This is a genomic window from Streptomyces sp. NPDC016459, assembly GCF_040632845.1.
GTDB lineage: Bacteria > Actinomycetota > Actinomycetes > Streptomycetales > Streptomycetaceae > Streptomyces.
Window position 1 is genome coordinate 215,598 of record NZ_JBEYCR010000008.1, and the last position, 20,016, is coordinate 235,613.

Below are 20,016 nucleotides of genomic sequence, written 5' to 3' on the forward strand. Positions count from 1 at the left end.
CTGACCAGCCCGAACCCGGGCCCGCCCGTCGGCCGTCCCGGCGTACCGTCATCGCCGGCGCGGCCACGGTCGCGGGAGCCGGTGCCCTGGCGGTCGCCGCAGGCGGCGCCGTGGCCTCGCAGACTCCGGCCCGGCCCTCCTCCCCCGCCGACTGGGACACCTGCCTGACCATCGCCCGGGCCATCCTGGTGCGGGACGACGACGACCTGCCGCTCGTGCCGCGCTACGCGGACATCCTCCTGAAGTCTGGTCTGCCCCGGCCCCGTGGGACAGGAGGACGCCGCGGCCGCAAGGTGCTGATCGTCGGCGCCGGGCCCGCCGGGCTCACCGCCGCACACCTGTTGCGCCAAGCCGGGCACCGGGTCACGGTCATCGAGGCCAACGGCAACCGGGTCGGTGGCCGGATCAAGACCTTCCGTACCGGAGGCCACGAGGAGTCCCCCGCCCCCTTCGCGGACCCGAAGCAGTATGCCGAGGCCGGCGCCATGCGCATCCCCGACAGCCACCCGCTCGTCACCGGCCTCATGGACACTCTCGGCCTCAAGCGCCGGCCCTTCCACCTCGTCGACATCGACGGAGCCGACCGCCCCGCGTACCGCACGTGGATCTTCGTCAACGGCATCCGCGTCCGCCGAGCCGACTACGCCCGCAGTCCGCAGGCCCTCAACCGCTCCTTCGGTGTCCCGGCCGCCTACGAGTCCCTCCCCGCCGTACAGATCGTGCGCAACGCCTTCGCCCCCGTGCGCAAGGAGATCGAGGGCAAGAAGGACAGGGAGCTCGTCGAGGGTTGGGCCCGCGTCATCCAGCGCTACGGCCACATGTCCATGTACCGGTACCTGACGGAGGAGGCGGGACTCGACGAGCGGACCATCGATCTGATCGGCACTGTCGAGAACCTCACCTCCCGTCTCCACCTCGCCTTCGTGCACAGCTTCATCGGGGCCTCCCTCATCAGCCCCGACACCTCCTTCTTCGAACTGCCCGACGGCACCGCCACTCTGGCCGACGCCCTCTACGACCGGGTCAAGGACCTCGTGCGGCTGGACCGTCGCGCCACCCGGATCGCGCACGGTGACGGCCGGGTGAGTATCGACACGGTCTCCGAAGGACGCGGCGGCGTCGTGGAGCGCGAGACCTTCACCGGGGACGCCGCGATCATCACCGTCCCCTTCTCCGGACTGCGCCACATCCCGGTCGTCCCCGCGCTCTCCTACGGCAAGCGGCGCGCGGTCACCGAACTCCACTACGACGCCGCCACCAAGGTGCTGCTGGAGTTCAGCCGTCGATGGTGGGAGTTCGACGAAGCCGACTGGAAACGCGAACTGGAGGCGGTGCGGCCCGGCCTGTACCGGAAGTACCAGCTCGGGCAGGCCCCTGGGGACGGCAGCCTGCTCGGCGCACACCCCTCCGTACCCGAGGGGCACATCTCCGCTGCCCAGCGCGTCCACTACGCCGCCACGCGCTTGGTCTCCCGCGACCAGCCGGAGGCAGCCGGGGTCATCGGCGGCGGATCGGCCACCGACAACCCCAACCGCTTCATGTTCCAGCCGTCGCATCCCGTCGAAGGCAGCCGGGGCGGGGTCATCCTCGCTTCCTACAGCTGGTCCGACGACGCCCTGAAGTGGGACTCGTTCGACGACGAGGAGCGTTACCCCCGCGCTCTCGCCGGAGTCCAGGACGTGTTCGGGCAGCGGATCGAGGTCTTCTACACCGGCGTCGGGCGCACCCAGTCCTGGATGCGTGACCCGTACGCCTACGGCGAAGCCTCCGTGCTGCTGCCCGGGCAGCACACCGAGCTGTTTCCCCACGTCCGCAAGGCCGAGGGGAACCTGCACTTCGGCGGGTGCCACACCTCCATCAAGCCCGCGTGGATCGAAGGGGCTCTCGAATCCGCCGTGCGTACCGCCCTGGAGGTGCACTCGGGGCACTAGGCGACCGCGAGCCGGGCACACCCGTGCCCGGCTCCGTTCCGTAGGAGCACGGGGTAGGGGGGTGCCGCAGGCAGCACGCGGTCACCCCAGGCAGGTGCGCCCGAGGGCACGCGGCCACGCAGGGACGCTGGCACGCAGCCATGCAAGCCCGCAGGTTGGGTCAGGCCGCCGGGGTCAGCTTTCGGCAAGCACGATCAGCCAGTCACCCGAGTCGAATCGAACCGGCCGGCTCTTGTCGGGGTTGATCCTCACGCCGTAGTCGGGAGCCGCGGCGGCCGACCCGCGCTGCCGGTATCCGACGGCGCATTCCCCCCTCCGACGCGCCGACTCCACAGCGGTGGCGAAGGTGACCTCCCGGTCGAGCCTGACATAGTCCCTGACCGGTTTCAGATGGAACTCGCTCCCCCCGGCGGTGAACAACTCCTCGAAGACGGTCGCGAGGTAGCCGCTCTCCGAGATCTGTGCCATGAGCAGGCTGATCAGCCTGCCGCTCACGATGAAGTCGGCTCCGGCCCTGGCGGGCGCCAGCAGCCGGTTGCCGTCGTCGGACATCTCCGTGGTGAGGGCGATGTCCTCGTGTGCGGCGTCCCCGATCGCCCGCAGGTGCAGCAGCGTGACCAACGTGCGGTCGTCTGCGGTCGACTCCGTCTGCGGCTCCCGCTGCGGATGCGTCGGCAGGGCCGTGTCGCCGATGACGATCACGCCGTCGTAGGACGGCACGTCCAGCTTGGCCAGTACGCGTGGATCGGTGATGTCCCCGCTACGGAAGGCCACTTCCAGGTGGCCTTGCGCCGGGACTCCGCGGACGGCCTCGCACATGGTGGCGTCGTCGCCCTGCGCCACGACGTCCAGGACGGTCCCCGGGGTCACGTACTGGTCGAGCTGCTCCACGATGAGCGGGGCCCGCCGGTTCCAGCCGAGCAGGAGCAGGCGCTCGGCGACGGACGTCCTGGGCCCGGCCGCGACGATGGCGTCCTCGTCGACGAAGGAGGAGGCGTCCCCCCGTACGGCCGTGTCGTCGTCCCTGGTGATGACGATGATCCGGTCGATCACGTCGATCGTGGAGCCGGGCTCGGGGTTGAGGTCGACGGTGCCGTCCGCACGCAGCAGGCCCACCACGGACGAGGTGGTGAACGACAACAGCGCCTCACCGAAAGTGCGTCCGGCCAGGTCCTCGGCGGCAGTGGTGTAGAACTCGTCGCCCTCGAAGTCCAGCAGCTCCTGATACACGAGGGAGAGGCCGGGCTGGAGTGCGGTCTGGACGAGGAGCCGGGCGACGATGTGGTCGACGCACAGGACGTGGCCGCGCGGCCCGGCGGCCAGTTGGGCGGTGCGGTGGTGGCGGGCGTCGCGGACGGCGGCGACCACCACCGCCTCCCTGTCGGGGGAAGCGGCTGCGTCGAGGGCGAGCAGGGTCTTCACCACGTGGGCGTCGCCGGATTCCCCGTCGGGCGGCAGGACGAGCACGGACTTGGCGGTCCGCGGACTCACCCGCGACAGGACTGCGGGATCGGTGGTGCTGCCGGTGCGGCAGATGATCCGGGTCGTGCCGGAGTCCGTGACGCGGGTGGCGATCCCCTGTTCCATCTCCACCTTGTCCATGGGGGCGAGGACGGCGATGGCCGCCCGTCGCCTGTTGGCGTTGGCGGCGACCAACTCCCCGATGACCGGGAAGATCTGGTCGGACCAGCCCAGGACGATGGTGTGCCCGGTCTCCAGGACGGTGGAATGGCCCAGGCGAAGCGACCTGATGCGCTGATCGATGCCCGTGGTGATGAGACTGACCAGCGTCGACACGAACAACAAGGCCACGAGGGCGAGCAGAACAGAGGCCAGCACGTAGACGGGTGAGCCGACCGCGCCTCCGATCTTGAGCGTCTGTCCGACACTGACCCACACCGCCTGGAGCCGACCGGACGGGGTGGCCGGAGCCTTCCGGTCGGCCCAGACCAGAACCGCACTCGCGGGGACGACGACCGCCAGACAGGCCAGGGCCAGCCATCCGATGAGCACGGTGGTCCCTCCTGCCACCAGGTTGTCGAACCGGTACCGAAGATGCTGGCGGAGGGTTGTGCGCTGCTGCGCCACGCAAACTCCCGTGTATGAGACATGCCGATCAGGCGACTCCCGGCCGCCCACGCCGCTCACCTTAGGGAACTCGGGACGCTGTCCGGCCCGGAGCGGCCGGCCCTCACTCAGAGGTATGAACCGGGCCGGCCTGGAGTGATGGCCGTGGGAGTGAGTCCCGACCCGACAGGCGTACGGCCCGGTGATCGGTCGGACGGTGATCGATGCCTCTGTCGATCGGCCGCGCCGGGCTGAAGCCACACCGCCTGCCACGTCCCGCAGCCGTCCATGCGGGCCGCGACGGCCCACCCGCCCGCAACCCCCACACGTCAGGACGGGACCGGCCCGGCCGTACCGGCGTGGGACGTAACCCTTACGGGATGGACCGGTCGCCCTCTGCGGTTGACTCGGGCCGGAGTCACGCCGCCGGGTCCCACACGCGTTCGAACGGGGCAGCATCGGCCTCGATCTGTACGGCCGGCTGCCGTGGCCCTCGCAACCACAACCCGACCGCGGCATCAGGACTACCCATCAACCAGGGGGCTGGCTCCGGGCGCCCGGGGACCAGATATTCATCGGCGTGATTACTCACTTTATTTAGTAGACTCCTCTTCCGGGTCCGGCACGGCAGTGCCACAGAAGAGACGGACGGTCCATGAGGAACGGTCAGTACCTGCGTTACGTCGCGCTGGGTGACAGTCAGACGGAGGGGGTCGGCGACGGCGACGACGCCATCGGGCTGCGCGGCTTCGCGGACCGGCTCGCCGAGCGGATCGCGGCCGTGAGCCCGGAGGTGCAGTACGCCAACCTGGCCGTCCGGGGTCGGCTCGCCGGACAGGTCCGCGCCGAGCAACTCGGCCCCGCGCTCGCCCTGCGCCCCGATGTCGCCACCGTGATCGCCGGGGTCAACGACCTGCTGCGGCCCCGGTTCGACCCGGACGAGACCGCCGCCCATGTGGAGGCGATGTTCGCCGCACTCACCGACGCGGGCGCGCGCGTCGCGACCTGCACGTTCCCGGACATCGCCCGTATCGCGCCCGTCGCCCGCCCCGTCGCACCCAGGATCGCCGCCCTCAACGACCGCATCCGGCTGGCGGCTGCCCGGCACGGCGTCGCCCTCGCCGAGACGTCTCCGCACGCCGCTGCCGCCGATCCACGCCTCTGGGCCAGGGACCGACTGCACGCGAGTCCGCTTGGCCACGAGCGGATTTCCGCCGCACTGGCGCACGCGCTCGGCCTTCCGGGCAGCGACGACTCGTGGACCCAAGCGCTGACGCCCGTCCCGGCTACGACGGCCACGGCGGTACGTGCAGCAGCCACCGAACTTCGGTGGGCCGCCGGGTTCCTCGGCCCCTGGCTGCTCCGGCGCCTGCGCGGTCGCTCCTCCGGCGACGGCCGCGTCCCCCGGCGCCCGGAGCTGCTGCCCGTGCGGATGCCGCCGGTCGGCGTCTGAACCCCGGGCATTCACTGCGTGCGGGCGAGACGGAGGGACTCTGTGCCGGTCCGGGTGGGTTCCGGCGAAGGGTGAGCCGGGGACAATGGCCGCGCGGCGCCGGCGTCCCCCGACACCCACGTGGCGAAGTCGAAGCCGGTGAAGCTCCCGGCGGACAAGCTCGCCGCGCCGACTGGAGTGGGCAGGGGCATCGCCGCGACTGCTGGGACCGCAGGTGGGCTGTCACACATGGGCACAGTTGTCGACCGAGCAGCGGGAAACGGGTTCCCACGCGGCATGTCGTGGCGCAACCCGGCAGCCACGCATACGAGCAAGGACGCGAGCAAGGCGGGAGGCGTTCCGCCGACGCGCGGCTACTCTCGCGCAGTGGGTGGAGCGAACAGTGGCCGATCGGACGGTGCGTTCTGCCACGCCCCTGCCACGCCAGGCGGTCACGGTCGACGGCGAGCCCGAGCCCCTCACGATGAAGCTGGGCACATGGCTGCCGAACACCACATCGAGGGCACACCAGGGACGGCACCTACCAGATCGCCGCACTCACGGTGGCGGGTATGACCGGGACAGCACTCCTCGCTGAAAGGACGCAGCAGGAACGCATCCCCGTTTCCCTCCGATGTCGTGGCCCTTCGCGCCGGCCAAACCCAGGACGGTTGCGGTGCCGACGGGATTCGAACCCGCGAGACAGACAAGGGCAGGGCCACCCCGTCTCCGTCAGTCGCCATGGAGGGGGCCTCCCCCACGGCGATCGCAATAGACCGCTCTGCCACGGCACGCAACCTGCAGGACCACGCGCAGCCCCGCTCCGCATCAGGGTAGACACTCCGTCTGTGGCGGACGAGTCCATTTCGGTGACACGGCAACCATGGCGACGGGACCGCAGCTGTCGCACTGGAGCCAGCCTCGCTTCTGGTCCAACTCCGTTGGTGCGCCCACTCCCTGCAACTCCAGGCTTCGCAGGCAGAGTTTGCGAGATCGTCTGGAGGCCGCTCCCCCACCGGGTCGGGTGCACGGCGGCAGGGCCCGCGCCTGCTCGGTCCATGACCGGCGGAGCCGTCCTGGTGGACGGGGTGGCGTCATCGACGCCGTCGACGCCACCGAGGGCGGCCGGACGCTCCGCGCCTCGATGTACGCCCTGACGGACGCCGACTACTCCGAGGCGCTGCAGCGCGCACACGCCAGAGGTGTCCAGGTGCGGGTCGTCCTCGACCACTCCGAGTCGGACTCAGCCGCCGCAGTGGCCCTCACCGCAGCCCTGGGCACAGACATGGCCAAGCCCTCCTGGGTTCACATCTGTCCCGCCGGCCGCGCCTGCATCGCGGACACCGACGCGACGTGGAACGACGGCACTCCGCCCGTCAACCCCATCAACCACAACAAGTTCTTCACCTTCTCCCGTGTCGGCGCCGCCGGCCTCGCCGAGGACGTCGTCATCCAGACCTCGGCCAACCAGACCCCCGGCAACACCACTCGGTTCTGGAACAACGCCTACACCTCCGTCGGCAACACCGAGCTGTACACGGCATACGTGAACTACTTCGACGACCTGGCCGCCGAGCGGAGGAACACGAACTACTTCCGGCAGGCCAGCACCGCAGGCACGGAGAAGTACTACTTCTTCCCCCAGTCCTCCGGGGACGTCGTCGTCGACATTCTCGGCAACGTCACCTGCACGGGCAATACGACGGTGGGCTCCGACTCCCACAAGACGGTCGTACGCATCGCGGCCTGGGCGCTCCACCGCTCCGCCGTCGCCCAGAAGCTCCGCGCTCTGGCAGACCAGGGCTGCTGGATCGAGATCGTCTACCGCGAGACCAACCAGCTCACCACCCTTACCCACCCCCGTATCCGCCCGTACAAACTGCTCCTCGACAAGGGCACCGCGACTACCGGCGACGACATGTTCGTCCACTCCAAGTACCTTCTCGTAGAAGGCAATTACGCCGGTCGCCCGGACACCAAGTGGACCTTCACCGGTTCTCACAACCTCGACATGTCGTCGCTGCGCGAGAATGACGAAGCACTGCTGCGCATATCCGGCAACACCGTCCACGACGCGTATCGCGCCAACTACTACGCCATGCGGAGCCACGCCACCTTGACCGACTGAACGGGTCAGTTCTCGCTACGGCCGACCGGAACGGCACCGCGGCAAGGCCGAGCCGCCCGACCGAACTCGGCGATGAGGGCCGGCGTTCCCGCAAGCATGAGGGATCCCGGTCTCCGTCGCTGATCCCGCGCTGCTTTCGACCCAGACCAGCCCCCCGCAGGCGCCGACTCAGCGCTGACGCCCGCCGTGGTGCGTTACCGGAGTGACTCCTGTCCAACGGATGTGCGTCTTGACCTCTTCGTAGACCGTCGAGTCGGTGTGCAGGTCGCCGTGCCCCAGACAGGGGGTCGTTCTGTTGAGCGCGCCGGAGAGGGCGACGCTGTTCTTGGGGTTGATGACGATGTCGCACGGGGAGCCCCAGGTGGCGTAGCGGGGGGCGCCGGGCGTCTCATCGCCGGAGTTCAGCGCGTTCAGGAACTCCGAGCCGGGTCGCATCTCGACGCACGGGGCGCCGCTGCACCAGCGCGCGGTCTCGGTACCGCGGTTGGGTCCCGCCAGAGAGACCCATGCATCGACCTTGGAGACACCGCGGAGGTTCTTGAGGTAGTAGCGGGAAGACAGCGCGCCCATCGAGTGGGTGACGACGTCTACCTTGGAGGCGCCCGTGAGGTCGAGGATGCGGTCGATCTCGTCGGCCAGCCGGGTGGCGGTCGTGGCGTTGGACTGGGTGGCGTCGTAGGTCCATCGGTCGAGGTGGTCGACCGGCCACCCGTCGGCCCGGAAGCGGTCGGCCATGGTCCGCCAGGTGGAGCCGTCGGAGTTCCAGCCGTGAACGAAGACAACGGGATCGGGGCGCGGCCCTTTGTGCTGGTCGACGGCGGCGGAGGCGGGGAGCGGCAGTAGCGGCGCGGAGGCGAGGAGGAGCGCCGCCGCGCTCCGCAGCAGGTTCCTGGTCATGGGGGTGTTGTAGCGTGCCGACGTTCAGAGTCCCGGGACGTGAGCTTGGCGGTCACCCGCCCGGAGGCAGGGATTCACCGCAGAAACGTGACAGCACCGAGTACGGGCACCGGGCACCAAGGGCCGATACGCCGCCCTTTCCACGCTTTCGCGGCGATCGAGCAGCTCGGGATTCTGGCGGCCTCGGGTCGGACCACGTTACGCGCGAACCATGACAGCACCCGCTGCCGAGCAAGCCTCAAGCAACGGCGTCGACTCCGTACGACCGCTTGAGGTTCTGGGGCCGTAACCTGCTGGCCCTGAGCGCCTCCGCCCTTGACGGCTCACCCAGCTCGCGCACGGGGGGCGGTCCGTACCCCCCTGCCGCGCGGTGTGCCATGAGGTTCGGGTCGCGTTGCCGCCCCGAGCCGCACGCACTGCCTTTGGCGCCTCGGGCGGGGAGTAGGTCGGCAGTTCTTGATCATGTTCAGGTAAGGAGGATGAGCCGGTGTGCTCGGTTTCAGCCAAGGTGACGCCCTCGTGGCTCACAGCCCTGAGGGGTGAAACTGCTGGCTTGGGATGCGCGTCGAAGAGCCATGACCTGGAGAGCTGGAAAGATCATCGTCGCCCTCACCCTGGCTGCGGGGGTGCTTGCAGGATGCGCCCGAGCGGACGAGGACGTGAACACCGGCCGGACGGTTCCCTTCGACCTGTATACGCATTGCGGAATCAGGGAGGCGCGGATCGGTTCGACGTACTTCGAAGCGGAGACCCCACTCTCCGATGGGTCGGGAAACCCGCCCGCAGGGTGGGACAACCCAATCCAGCACGGCACGATGAGCTTGAACTCCGAAACGGAGGCCATCTTCACCGACGATGCTGGGCATGTGGTGAAGTTCCGTGCCCGGCCGGACGGGAGTGCCTTCAAGCACCTCTGCGCGTAGCCGGGGGTTGGATCGCTCCGCTCGATGTGCGGCGCGGTGGTCTTTCCGATGCTGACCGGCATGGCAGGTGGTCCGCCGATGGCACGTGGGAGAGGGTCTTGAGTGCCGTCCTCGGCGGCGTTGCTGCTGCTTCCAGGCGGGCTTGTCGAAGCATCGCATCGATGAGGACACGGCAGGAAGACCGCCCGCGGGGCTCACTCCGTAGGCCTCGCTGAAGGCTCCGTCTTCGGCGGCGCCCACGTTATCGCCGCACCGAGGGCTCCCCGCGGACCTACGGACGTGCCCCCCGGCCCGACCCTGAGCTCAGTGTTGCTGGTCATGGGTGGTGCTGGGCGTGGCGTAGGGTGGGGACCACCGACGCGGGGTGGAGCAGCTCGGTAGCTCGCTGGGCTCATAACCCAGAGGTCGCAGGTTCAAATCCTGTCCCCGCTACTGAAGCGGCGTGAGGCCCGGATCCTGTGGATCCGGGCCTCACGTGTGCACCTGCACCTCAGGCCGTCCGCCGGACGAAGTTCACTGCGACGGTCGTGGGGTGCATGCTCCGTGGATCGCGCTCGCCCGCGCGGCTTCTGGGGCGTAGCCGTGCTGAGCGGGGACTGTTCCCCCGATGTCGGCGCCTCGTCCCGGTTCGCAGCGATGCCGGGTAAGGCGCCGTCGGTAACCTCGCGGTGGACCAGTCCTGCGGTACGACGGTTGGTCCGAAGGCGGGGGCCTCCCCCGCCGCCAGGAGGCGTAGCCGAAACCGGGCCGGTGCGGCCTGATGGACTCCGCCACTCGGGCCGCAGACCATACTGGTCGAGCCCTGATCACCCACCTGGACGGTTCCATGGCCAAGAGCAGCTCCACATCGACCACTGTCCCCGATACCGTGTGGCTCGGGCGTGGGCGTCACCTCGGATCCGAGCCCGAGCGGGACGTCCGGCGCAACCTGCTCGCCCTCAAGGCGGCCGGGGTGATCGATGACTTCTCGGACCTCGACCCGATCGAGGCGGCCCGTTCGACCGATCTGTTCCCTCGGGACGAGTCCGCCGATGCCGGCCCGTCTGCACGCCGGCTCTTCGAGGCCCGCTGGCTCGTGGCCGACGGTGTCACCGTGCGCGCTCAACTGACCACGTACGAGCCGGAGTCCCGCCGCGTCGAGCGTGACGGCGTCGCATGGGTGCTTGCCGCCGAGGCAGAGCGGGCGTGGGAGGCGAGCTGGCCCTCCCCCGCCACCATGTTCTGGCCCGACAGCGACCAGGTCGCCTGGGATCACGATCGGATGCCGGGCGTACGGCTGCGCAGGACGAACCACCTTCCGAAGGACGACGGCGAGTTGCGGCGCCTGCTGCGGGGCTGCACCCGGCAGAGCTGGTTCATCCATGTCGTGGTGCACGAGGCGATGACGCCCGACGCGCGGGGGCGGCGGCCGATCACGGCGTTCCTGCCACCGAGCCTGCGGCACCAGGTGGTCGAGCACCGGGCCGCGCCGGAGCAGGCGCTGATCGTCGACTTCGCGATGAAGCGTGAGCTGGGCGTGGGACTACCGCGCGGCGGAGCCGTCGTCCTGCCCTCGACACCGCAGGTCCCGGGCTACGACGCGGAGCGCTTCACCGTACGCGATGTCTTCCTGGACGGCACGGAGCCGACCGAGCTCCTCGGGGCGATCGCGGGGTTCGCCTCGCTGCCGCGACCGCTGCCGACCGACGCCGAACAGGTCCTGACACGACTGCGGCAAGGCTGGCACCTGCTCACCCGGGACGAGGAGCTTGTCCACGCACGGGCCATGGTCACCAGGTATGCCAAGGCGCTCGAGGCCATGACGGCGTCCTGTGACCTGTACCGTGAAGCGGCCGAGTCGGCGCTCGCCGCGCTCGCCGAGACGCCCGGCGGCAAGGACGCATCCCGGACACTCTCGCCGGCTGCGGCCGAGCAGGGCACCTCACCGCTGAAAACCCTCACGAAGAAGCTCGCCCTCTTCCGCAGCCCGAACCGCTAGAGCGCCCGATCGTGCATACGACTGTCAACAGGCCACAGCTGCAGCCATCGAGCCGTAGAAGACCCCGTCAAAGAGCAAACTGTTCGCTCACCGCATCGGGCGCGTGGCGGAGGGCCTGCCCCGGCGGCCTGTGCGGGGCCGGGGCAGCCGGTGGGTGGGACGCCGTGGCGGGGTCAGCGGCAGGCGCCGGTGTCGTCCGCCGTGCCCGGGAAGGCCGCGGCCTTCGTCTGGGCGAAGTTGGTGACGAACGCGTCGTACACCGCGGGCGTGCTGATCCGCAGCATCGTCTCGTCGTTGTCGCGCAGGGCCGGGCCGCTCCAGTTGTGGCTGCCGGTGAAGACCAGCTTCTCCCGCGCCCCCGCGTACATGCCGTCGATCATGAGGTTCTTGGAGTGCACGATGCGGTTCGGGGTGCCGGAGACGGAGTCGTGGTCGTGCTGGTAGCAGCGGGGGGTGAGGCGGGACTGGCCGTGGAGGGCGGTCCAGGTGCCGGTGTCGGTCTCGCTGTAGACGATGTCGACCGTGCAGCCGGCCGCCGCGAGGGCGCGCAGTTTGTCGGCGACCGCCTGGCGGGTGATCTTCAGCATCGCCACGCGGATCGCGGTGCGGTGGGTCCCGGCCGAGTCGCTCCAGGTGCAGCCGACGTTGTCGAGGGTGTTGACGACGGTGTCGGTCTCGTCGGTGGTTCCGGCGCGCGGGAAGAAGTACGCCTTGTAGTCGCCCGCGCCGGCGTACGTGTAGTCCCAGGCGGCCCGGTTCTGCTGCGTCAGCTTGGCGAAGTACGAGGTGTACGCCGCGTAGAGGGTGGAGTTGCCGGCGAAGCCGACGGCGCTGTTCCAGTAACGGGAGTAGTTCGAGGGGGTCAGGTTCGAGGTCGTCTGCAGGACCACCTGCGTCGCCGCGCCGCCGCCGACGCTGCTGAACAGCAGGAACTTGTTGTGGTTGATCCCGCTCGTGGTCGAGCCCAGGCACGACCGGCCCTGGGCGCAGAGGGTGACGTACGAGGTCTTGGTGATGTCGGTGCCGAGCACCGCCTTGAGCGTGTCGTACGACGCGGGGTTGCCCTCCGGGGCGCTGACCGTCGTCTCGTCGAGGACCACCTGCACGGCTATCCCACGGGTGCTGTGGGCACTTGCGAGGTCCTGGGCGATGGTGGCGTCCCAGAGGTGGTACATCGCCATGCGGATCGTCGAGCCGTCGTCGGCGGCAGAGACGAGTTCGCGGACGCGGTTCCTGATGGCGTTCTGCGCGGCCGGGTCGGCGGACGTCGGGGTGTTGAATAGCGGCCCGAGCGCCGGTACGGCGGCCGTCTCGGCCGACGCCGTCTCCTCGGCGGTGGCGCTCTGCGCGGAACCGATGGCCCCTGCGGTCAGCACCAGGGCGATAACGGCCGCTGACAGGCGTCTGCGGAGGCTGGTCCTCATAAACTCTCCTCGTAGGAACTCCACTTGTAATGATCATGACCCTAGCGCCTGCACGTCCGCGCGCGTGATCGTGTGGACATGAGAGGCGAAGGGCCGCCGCGTGAAGCGATGACGCGCTCCGGCCCCGCCGGGCACGTCATCGTGTCGGGTCACTGAACGCGTCAGCTGACCCGACGACCGACCGCCAGCGTCAGTTCGAGGACCCGGTGTGGCGAGGCGAGATCCGGAAACAGCTCCCGCAGCTGCGACATCCGGTACCGGACCGTCTGGGGATGGACGAACAACGCCGCCGCCACCTCGTCCCGCCTGCCCTGGTGCAGCAGCCACGCCCGCAACGTCTCCTCCAGTCGCCGTGCGGTCGCGACGGGCAAGGTCCGCAACGGTGCGAGGGCCCGGGCGCGCAGGTCTGCGAACGCGTCCACGTCGGCGCTCAGCACCAGCTCGGGCAGGTGGTCTTCGGTGTCGCGGATGTCAGGGGAGAGGGAGCGCGCCCGTGCGGCTCGGGCGTACGAGGCGGACGCACGCGTCCATGGCCGGGCCGGGCCGACCACCGCGGTACGGTCGGTCAGCTGCCGCAGGAGATGGGGCCGGTCGGCGTCGGGGACGAGCAGCACACCGGTGGCGTCCGGCAGATCGTCGAGAACGAGGGTGCTCGGGTCGAGCGTGCGGTAGGCCGGCCGGGCCTGGGCGGCGGGCAGCAGGACCGCGGTCAGCGAACCCGGGGGCTGCCACCCGGCCCGTTGAACAGAGGTCAGCAGCACGTCCGGGCTCGCGCCGGCGAGGAGGTCGCGGGCCAGGTGTTCCAGGTGGCGCTCGTGGGCTCTGCCCCGGGCGGCCAGTTCGTCGGCGTGGCCCGCGGCGCTCGCGGCGGAGAGCTCGTCGATGTAGGCGAAGGTCAGTTCGGCGAACTTGGCGACCTCGGCGGCGGGCAGACCTGCGGCAACGGCACCCGCTGCCAGGCATCGCCAGGCCACGCGGGCGCCGACGCGGTACGCGCTGAGCAGGGCGTCCATCGAACGGCCGTCGCGCACCTCGCCGCGGCCCAGCTCGTAGGCTGCGTCACCCCCGTCGCCGCCTGTGGCGTTTCCGCTCGCGAGGTCCAGGTAGTGCCCCAGGGCGGTACGGACGGCTCGGCGGATGGTGCCGCCCATGCGGCCCGAGAGGGCGTTGGCGTAGGGGGGGACCTCGTCGATGATGGCCTGAACGACCTCGTCGGCGGTGGTCTTCAGCGCGGCCCGAAGTGCGGTGACCGTCGTCTCATTGAGGGCCAGTTCGCCGGCCCTCCGGATTGCATGACTCACGTTTGTTCCCCGCGAACAATTCAGCCGACCAGATTCACATCCTGCGGTCAGGACTTTACCCCCTGCGGCGTAGCAAGCTGGAGTCATGACGAGTGCAGCCCTCCGCAGCAGGGCGTGGAAACTACTGGAGATGGTCACGACGCCGCTGCTGCCGTCGGACTACCTCGACCTGGTCAGCCCGCTGCGTGCGGGAGCCGACCTGCGCGGGCGCATCGAGGCCGTCCACCCCGAGACGGGGGACGCCGCGACTGTCGTGATCAGGCCGGGACGCGGCTGGCGCGGCCACGCAGCCGGCCAGTACGTGCGGATCGGCGTCGACGTCGACGGGGTGCGCCTGTGGCGTGCCTACTCCATCACTTCGCCGACGAACCGCCAGGACGGCCGCGTCACGATCACCGTGAAGGCGATCCCGGACGGCAAGGTCAGCAACCACCTGGTCCGCAGGACGAAACCGGGCACGCTGATCCAGCTCGACCAGCCGACCGGTGACTTCGTGCTGCCGGAGGCCAAGCCCGCCAAGGTGCTCTACCTGACGGCCGGCAGCGGCATCACGCCCGTGATGGGCATGCTGCGCGACAGCGAGTTCGACGACGTCGTCATGGTCCACTGCGCGCCCAAGCCGCAGGACGTGATCTTCCGCAACGAACTGCACGACCTGGTCGCGGACAAGAAGCTGCGGCTCACGGAGGTGCACACCGACACGGACGGCATGCTCGACATCGCCCGCCTCGACGAACTCGTGCCCGACTGGGCCGAGCGCGAGACCTGGGCCTGCGGGCCCGCGGGCCTGCTCGACGCCGCCGAGGAGCACTGGAACGAGCACGGCGTACAAGAGCGCCTGCACACCGAACGCTTCCGCCCCGGCATCGTCGTCGCCGGCGACGGCGGCGAGGTCACGTTCAGCGCCACCGGCAAGACCGTCGACGCGGACGGCGCCACGCCGTTGCTGGACGTCGGCGAGGAGGCCGGCGTGCTCATGCCCTCCGGGTGCCGCATGGGCATCTGCTTCGGCTGCATCACGCCGCTCAAGGCCGGCGCCGTCCGCGACCTGCGCACCGGCGAGATCACCGAGGCCGAGCCGGGCGTCCTCATCCAGACCTGCGTGTCCGCCGCAGCGGGCCCCTGCGACATCGAACGGTAGGAGCACCTTGACCGCCATCGACCCCACCGCCCACCTGACCGCCGAGCAGATCGAGGAGCTCGGCCGCGAACTGGACGCGATCCGCGACGAGGTGATCGCCGACCGCGGCGAGAAGGACGCCGCCTACATCCGCAAGGTCATCTCGGCGCAGCGCAAGCTCGAGCTGGTCAGCAGGGGCGTACTGCTGTTCTCGATCTTCCCGCCCGCGTGGCTGATCGGCACCGCCGGTCTGTCCGTGGCGAAGATCATGGACAACATGGAGATCGGCCACAACGTCCTGCACGGCCAGTGGGACTGGATGCGGGACCCGAAGATCCACTCCACCACCTGGGAGTGGGATCACGTCTCGCCGTCCGAGCAGTGGAAGCACTCGCACAACGAGCTGCACCACACGTACACCAACGTGATCGGCAAGGACAACGACCTCGGCTACGGCATCATGCGCGTCGACGAGGACCAGAAGTGGCACCCGTTCCACCTCGGCCAGCCGCTGTGGAACTTCATCAACGCCTGTTTCTTCGAGTACGGCATCGCCGCGTACGACCTGGAGCTGGGCAGGAACCTGCACAAGCGCCGCCGCAAGAACCCGGAGTTCCGGGCGCGGGCCAAGGCCGTGGGCCGCAAGATCCGCAAGCAGGTGCTCAAGGACTACGTGATCCACCCGCTGCTGTCGGGCCCGTCGTTCCTCACCACGCTCGCCGCCACGTTCACCGCGAACCTGGTCCGCAACATCTGGTCCCACTCGGTGATCATGTGCGGGCACTTCCCCGAGGGCGTGCAGGTCTTCGAGCGCCGTTCGATCAAGGGCGAGACGCGAGGCCAGTGGTACCTGCGCCAGATGATGGGCTCGGCGAACATCAGCGGCAGCAGGGCCATGCACTTCATGACCGGCAACCTGTCGCACCAGATCGAGCACCACCTGTTCCCGGACCTGCCGAGCAACCGGTACGCCGAGGTCGCGGTGAAGGTGCGCGCGCTGTTCGAGAAGTACGAGCTGGAGTACGTCACCGGCCCGCTGCCCAAGCAGGTGTTCTCCGCGTGGCACAAGGTCTTCCGGCTCTCGCTGCCGAACAAGAAGCCCAAGGTCGAGACGCCGGACCGCGAGCAGCAGCTCGTCGCGGCCTGATTCCCGTATCGGTTCAGATCCTTCGACCGCACCGGGGGGGCAGCCCTGGCCGGGCACCCGCCGAACCGGGGCACATCGCGACGGCCGTGGCCAGGCGCAGGCGCACGTACCGGATCGGGTGCGGGAACACGCGCCACGGAGGACGGACGTGTCGGCGCTGATCTCCGCGGCGAGGTCGGGCCGGACGAGGGTGGTGTCGAGGACATCGCGAGTGCCCCGGGGCATCGCGAGTACCCCACGACGAGGAAGAACCCGGGCCACGTGCGGCCCGCCGTCGCGCCGGTCCACGGATGGCCGGTGCCGGCCGGGTGAGGTGCTCGGCGAGCACGCCGGGCGGCGTGGGCAGGCCAGGGCCTCAGTCGGCGAAGGGGGCGGTGTGGCCGGGCGACTGTTGCCCCGGGTGCAGGAACCGCCGACCGCCCTGTTCGTCACGCACCGCGAGGAACCCGACGTCCGTCAGCCGCTGTGCGATCTTCTCGCGGCGGATCGCGCCCACCGTGAACGCCACGGTGACCAGCAGCGCGACCGCCCCGCCGGAGGCGACCGCTTCGACCGGCGACTTGTCGACGAGCATGAGGGCGGTCAGGACCGCGCAGGCGAGGTAGACCATCACCTTCTGTCTCCGGTCGGCGACGTACAGGGCCATGACGTCGAAGGTGATGAGGTCCTTCAGCACGGCCACGGCACCGGCCGCTTCGGGGAGCGGCTTCAGCGAGCCCTGCTCCAGCCCCGGCACCGTCCCACTGTTGCCCGCCTGCGGATGGGCGGTGATGGTTGCCGCCTCACGGACGCGCGCGTCGTGGTGTGGGTCCCGGTACATCCGGACCTGGACGAGCGCGTTCTTGAACCCGGTCCTGTACGCCGTGCCGTAGGTGTAGCCGTACTGCTCCGCCACGTGTGCCAGGGCTGCCGCCTTCGACGTGGAGCCCTGGGGGGCGATCTCGACGATGTCCTGCTGACGGGCGATCTGCTGGAGCATCCCCGCTATGTGACGTTCTACGGACATCCTGTTCCCCGCCCCCTGGGACCCCGCGCCTGGGGCCGACCGGCGCACAGCCTATGGGGTGCCCCGCCGATCGGTACACGTGTCATCGGCCACCGCCGCCGGGGCCGGCGCCACCACAGGCCCGCGGGCGGCGGGCGCAACGCCCGGCGCGGGAGGTGGCAGCGCCACTACCTGACCATGCAGGAACCCGACCACTCTCATCCGGCCGTGGTGCGCGTCAGCACACGGCCAAGAGAGCGCATTGTGCCGCCTGTCCGTACGAACCCGCGTGTCTTGGGCGGCTGAGGGAACCGGGCACTGGTGAAGTCTGCTGCGTCCCTGTCCTCCGCTTCCTGGAAGGAAAATCATGCTGTCTTTCCGTAAGACCTTCACGACCGTCACTCTGGCCGCTGCAGCGCTGATGGCCGGCTCCGGTGTCGCCTCGGCCAACGACTACTCCGAGCGGGGAGCGGAGCCGTCGCTCGTTGCGCAGTGCAATGACTTCACCACGCAGCTCGGCGTCGTGAACTTCAACCAGGGCCCGGTCTGTGTCGACTTCGGTTCCTCCTACGGGCAGGAGGACAAGAACGGCGGCGGGATGGACTTCTCCTGCAACGGGGCCGTTACGCAGCTCGGAGTGGTGAACTTCAACAAGGGCCCTGTCTGCGTCAAGTTCTGACGCGCGCACCCGTCGGGCGGGCTGCCCTGGGCGCGCCCCGAGGACGGCCGCGCGTGTGCGGCCGGGAAGGGCCGGCACTCACCGCTCATGCCGCTACGGCCCGGCCCCCAGGCAGCACCCGCTGAAGAAGCCGGACACGTGCCGGGCCCGGACCTCGCGTGGAGGGCCGGGCCCGGTGGCGTGTTCACCGTGAGGTGTCGTGCCCATCCCCGCGGTGCCGCACTGCCCGGAACCAGTACCCGCGCGGGCAGGCCGTCAGGTCCGTGGAGTGAGGTCTACCGGGATGTGGCCGGCCGCATTCCACCGGTGTGCGCGGTCGCCGCGTCATCCGACCCGGGCGGCATCGTCGACCCGGATCGGACACCGGGCGGACGTACGGTCACGGCTGTCGCTGCTGCGCCGCGGCCCGGGCCTGCTGGGCGATGTGCTCCAGCACGACCTTCGGTTCGGCGGACGGCGCCACCGCCTTGCCGATGTTCCTTTTCACGGTGTCGCTGACCTGCAGCCAGGACGGATCGTCGACCGGATAGAGCCGGGCACCGCGCAGAGCACCCAGGAACTGGTCGACGCTGGGGTCCGCCGCGGCGTCCTGGGACGCCTCGGCAGCGCTCACCGTCGACGGCAACAGGTGGTAACGCCGGGCGAAATCAGTGAGGTTCTTGTCCTCGTAGATGAAGTTCAGGAAGAGGCCCACCAGTTCTCGATTGCCGCTGTGCTTGAAGGCCATCATCCAGTCGGCGACGCCCACGGCCGGCGGGGCCTCCTCGGCGTCCAGCGTGTCCGACACCGGCATGCGCAGGGTGTCGACCTTCATGCCCTTCTTCCGGGCCTCGTGGAGGAGGGAGGGATAACCGTTGAGCATCCCGACGTCGCCGCGCAGGAAGGCCGCGAAAGCGTCCTTCCGGTTGAGCTCGGCCGGCGGGACGGGGCCGGTCAGCGCAGGCGAGACCAGGTTGTCCCTGATCCAGCGGAACGTCTGTGTGTTCTGTTCGGACGCGAGGCTGTAGTTGCCGCGGTCGTCGGTGTACCCGCCGCCGTTGCTCAGTTCCCAGATCAGGGCTTCGGCGTGTGCCTCCTCGGGGCCGAGCGGTAGGGCGTAGGGGTAGAGCACGCCCTCCTCCTTCAGCGCCATGGCCGCGTCCTTCAGGTCGGACCAGGTCTTCGGCGCCTTCGCCCCCGCCTTCTCGAACAATTCCGCGTTGTAGAAGAGCAGTCGGCTGCTGGCTACGAACGGGAAACCGTAGAGGGTGTCGTCGACCGATCCCGCATCCGCGAGTGCGGGCAGGAAGTTGGCCTCCGTTCTGATCGACATGACCTCACTGGCGGCGTAGAGACGGCCCTGCGCGGCGAAGTCGGAATACGCGCCCATCAGGGCCACGTCCGGGGCGTTGTTCTCCTTGACCATGCGGGTGACTTCACGGTCGACGTCGGCCCACGGGTGGATCGTCACCTCGACCCTCTTGCCCGGATGGGCGGTGGTGAAGGCCTTGGTCAGCCCGTCCCAGTACGCCCTGGAGCTGGTCGTGGGGCTGTCGCCGTACTCGGGGACCACCAGGCGCAGCGTCGTCCCGCCGCTCTCGAACGAGCCGCATGCGGTGACGAGGGAGCCCAGCAGTCCGAATGTGGCCACTGATGCGGTCACGCCGAAGAATCTTGGTCGCACGGATCGTTCCTCTTGTTCTTCTGGACAGTGCGCCGGGAATTCTCTCCGACCCCGGGGCGAATTGCGCCCCCTGGTGAACGTTTGTGGTCGTAGCTCCAAGGGGGGCGCATCCGAGTGGTGTTTTCCGATATGCCGACACTGATTCCGGCGCGCGTAAACCACGCCACGATGTCCAGAAGGACTCCGGTGAGGAGCGTTGACCAAGGGATGGGGAGTGACGCCATTGGCTTCTTGGTCGGTCACCGTGGGTCGCGATCCGCGCATGCGGGGTCGCCGACCGTCCCTCGGAGCCGGGCTCGGCGCCCACGGCCCGACTCGCTACGTGCCGGGCCTGGCTGCTC

14 protein-coding genes and 2 tRNA genes are annotated in these 20,016 nt (G+C 69.6%); 9 read left to right on the forward strand and 7 right to left on the reverse strand.

What is annotated here, in order from left to right:
• Window positions 1-50: 50 nt before the first annotated feature.
• Window positions 51-1,931, forward strand: a complete 1,881-nt coding sequence (locus ABZ567_RS21230) for an NAD(P)/FAD-dependent oxidoreductase (RefSeq protein ID WP_360792336.1) — start codon at window positions 51-53, stop codon at window positions 1,929-1,931.
• A gap of 174 nt (window positions 1,932-2,105) precedes the next feature.
• Here the strand turns inward: ABZ567_RS21230 and ABZ567_RS21235 are convergent, their stop codons facing one another.
• A complete protein-coding gene (locus ABZ567_RS21235) occupies window positions 2,106-4,019 on the reverse strand; it encodes an NAD-binding lipoprotein (RefSeq protein ID WP_360792181.1) in 1,914 nt (637 codons plus the stop codon).
• Between the two features lie 634 nt (window positions 4,020-4,653).
• On the opposite strand from ABZ567_RS21235, the gene ABZ567_RS21240 reads away from it, so the two are divergent.
• Window positions 4,654-5,451: an SGNH/GDSL hydrolase family protein gene (locus tag ABZ567_RS21240; protein WP_360792183.1), complete on the forward strand. Its 798-nt coding sequence runs from the start codon at window positions 4,654-4,656 to the stop codon at window positions 5,449-5,451.
• Window positions 5,452-6,104: 653 nt separating this feature from the next.
• Here ABZ567_RS21240 and ABZ567_RS21245 read toward each other — a convergent pair.
• Window positions 6,105-6,223, reverse strand: a tRNA-Arg gene (locus tag ABZ567_RS21245).
• Between the two features lie 192 nt (window positions 6,224-6,415).
• On the opposite strand from ABZ567_RS21245, the gene ABZ567_RS21250 reads away from it, so the two are divergent.
• Entirely contained in the window at window positions 6,416-7,558 is a 1,143-nt protein-coding gene (locus tag ABZ567_RS21250) for a phospholipase D-like domain-containing protein (RefSeq protein WP_360792185.1), read from the forward strand.
• 168 nt (window positions 7,559-7,726) lie between these two features.
• Here the strand turns inward: ABZ567_RS21250 and ABZ567_RS21255 are convergent, their stop codons facing one another.
• Window positions 7,727-8,455 (reverse strand): triacylglycerol lipase, encoded by a 729-nt coding sequence (locus ABZ567_RS21255; protein WP_360792187.1) that lies wholly within the window; start codon window positions 8,453-8,455, stop codon window positions 7,727-7,729.
• A gap of 575 nt (window positions 8,456-9,030) precedes the next feature.
• On the opposite strand from ABZ567_RS21255, the gene ABZ567_RS21260 reads away from it, so the two are divergent.
• From ABZ567_RS21260 to ABZ567_RS21270, 3 genes are all read left to right on the forward strand, one after another.
• The gene (locus ABZ567_RS21260; RefSeq protein WP_360792189.1) at window positions 9,031-9,378 is read left to right on the forward strand and encodes a hypothetical protein; all 348 of its coding nucleotides are present in this window, start codon (window positions 9,031-9,033) and stop codon (window positions 9,376-9,378) included.
• A gap of 358 nt (window positions 9,379-9,736) precedes the next feature.
• Window positions 9,737-9,810, forward strand: a tRNA-Met gene (locus ABZ567_RS21265).
• A 394-nt stretch (window positions 9,811-10,204) separates the two neighbouring features.
• Complete coding sequence (locus ABZ567_RS21270) at window positions 10,205-11,356, forward strand: hypothetical protein (RefSeq protein WP_360792191.1); 1,152 nt, start codon at window positions 10,205-10,207, stop codon at window positions 11,354-11,356.
• Window positions 11,357-11,529: 173 nt separating this feature from the next.
• Here the strand turns inward: ABZ567_RS21270 and ABZ567_RS21275 are convergent, their stop codons facing one another.
• Together ABZ567_RS21275 and ABZ567_RS21280 are read right to left on the reverse strand one after the other, a co-directional pair.
• The gene (locus tag ABZ567_RS21275) at window positions 11,530-12,780 is read right to left on the reverse strand and encodes a phospholipase D-like domain-containing protein (RefSeq protein ID WP_360792193.1); all 1,251 of its coding nucleotides are present in this window, start codon (window positions 12,778-12,780) and stop codon (window positions 11,530-11,532) included.
• A gap of 161 nt (window positions 12,781-12,941) precedes the next feature.
• A complete protein-coding gene (locus ABZ567_RS21280) occupies window positions 12,942-14,081 on the reverse strand; it encodes a helix-turn-helix domain-containing protein (RefSeq protein ID WP_360792195.1) in 1,140 nt (379 codons plus the stop codon).
• An 85-nt stretch (window positions 14,082-14,166) separates the two neighbouring features.
• Here ABZ567_RS21280 and ABZ567_RS21285 point away from each other — a divergent pair, with 85 nt between their 5' ends.
• Both ABZ567_RS21285 and ABZ567_RS21290 read left to right on the forward strand, forming a co-directional pair.
• Window positions 14,167-15,222: a ferredoxin reductase gene (locus ABZ567_RS21285; RefSeq protein ID WP_360792196.1), complete on the forward strand. Its 1,056-nt coding sequence runs from the start codon at window positions 14,167-14,169 to the stop codon at window positions 15,220-15,222.
• A 7-nt stretch (window positions 15,223-15,229) separates the two neighbouring features.
• The gene (locus ABZ567_RS21290; RefSeq protein WP_360792198.1) at window positions 15,230-16,348 is read left to right on the forward strand and encodes an acyl-CoA desaturase; all 1,119 of its coding nucleotides are present in this window, start codon (window positions 15,230-15,232) and stop codon (window positions 16,346-16,348) included.
• A 355-nt stretch (window positions 16,349-16,703) separates the two neighbouring features.
• Here the strand turns inward: ABZ567_RS21290 and ABZ567_RS21295 are convergent, their stop codons facing one another.
• Window positions 16,704-17,354 (reverse strand): hypothetical protein, encoded by a 651-nt coding sequence (locus ABZ567_RS21295; protein WP_360792200.1) that lies wholly within the window; start codon window positions 17,352-17,354, stop codon window positions 16,704-16,706.
• A 346-nt stretch (window positions 17,355-17,700) separates the two neighbouring features.
• Here ABZ567_RS21295 and ABZ567_RS21300 point away from each other — a divergent pair, with 346 nt between their 5' ends.
• On the forward strand, window positions 17,701-18,012 hold the full coding sequence (locus tag ABZ567_RS21300; protein WP_360792202.1) for a hypothetical protein: 312 nt from the start codon (window positions 17,701-17,703) through the stop codon (window positions 18,010-18,012).
• Window positions 18,013-18,391: 379 nt separating this feature from the next.
• On the opposite strand, the gene ABZ567_RS21305 is transcribed toward ABZ567_RS21300, so the two are convergent.
• Window positions 18,392-19,654 carry an extracellular solute-binding protein gene (locus ABZ567_RS21305; RefSeq protein ID WP_360792204.1) on the reverse strand — a complete coding sequence of 421 codons (1,263 nt, stop codon included), beginning with the start codon at window positions 19,652-19,654 and terminating at the stop codon, window positions 18,392-18,394.
• Window positions 19,655-20,016 lie beyond the last annotated feature (362 nt).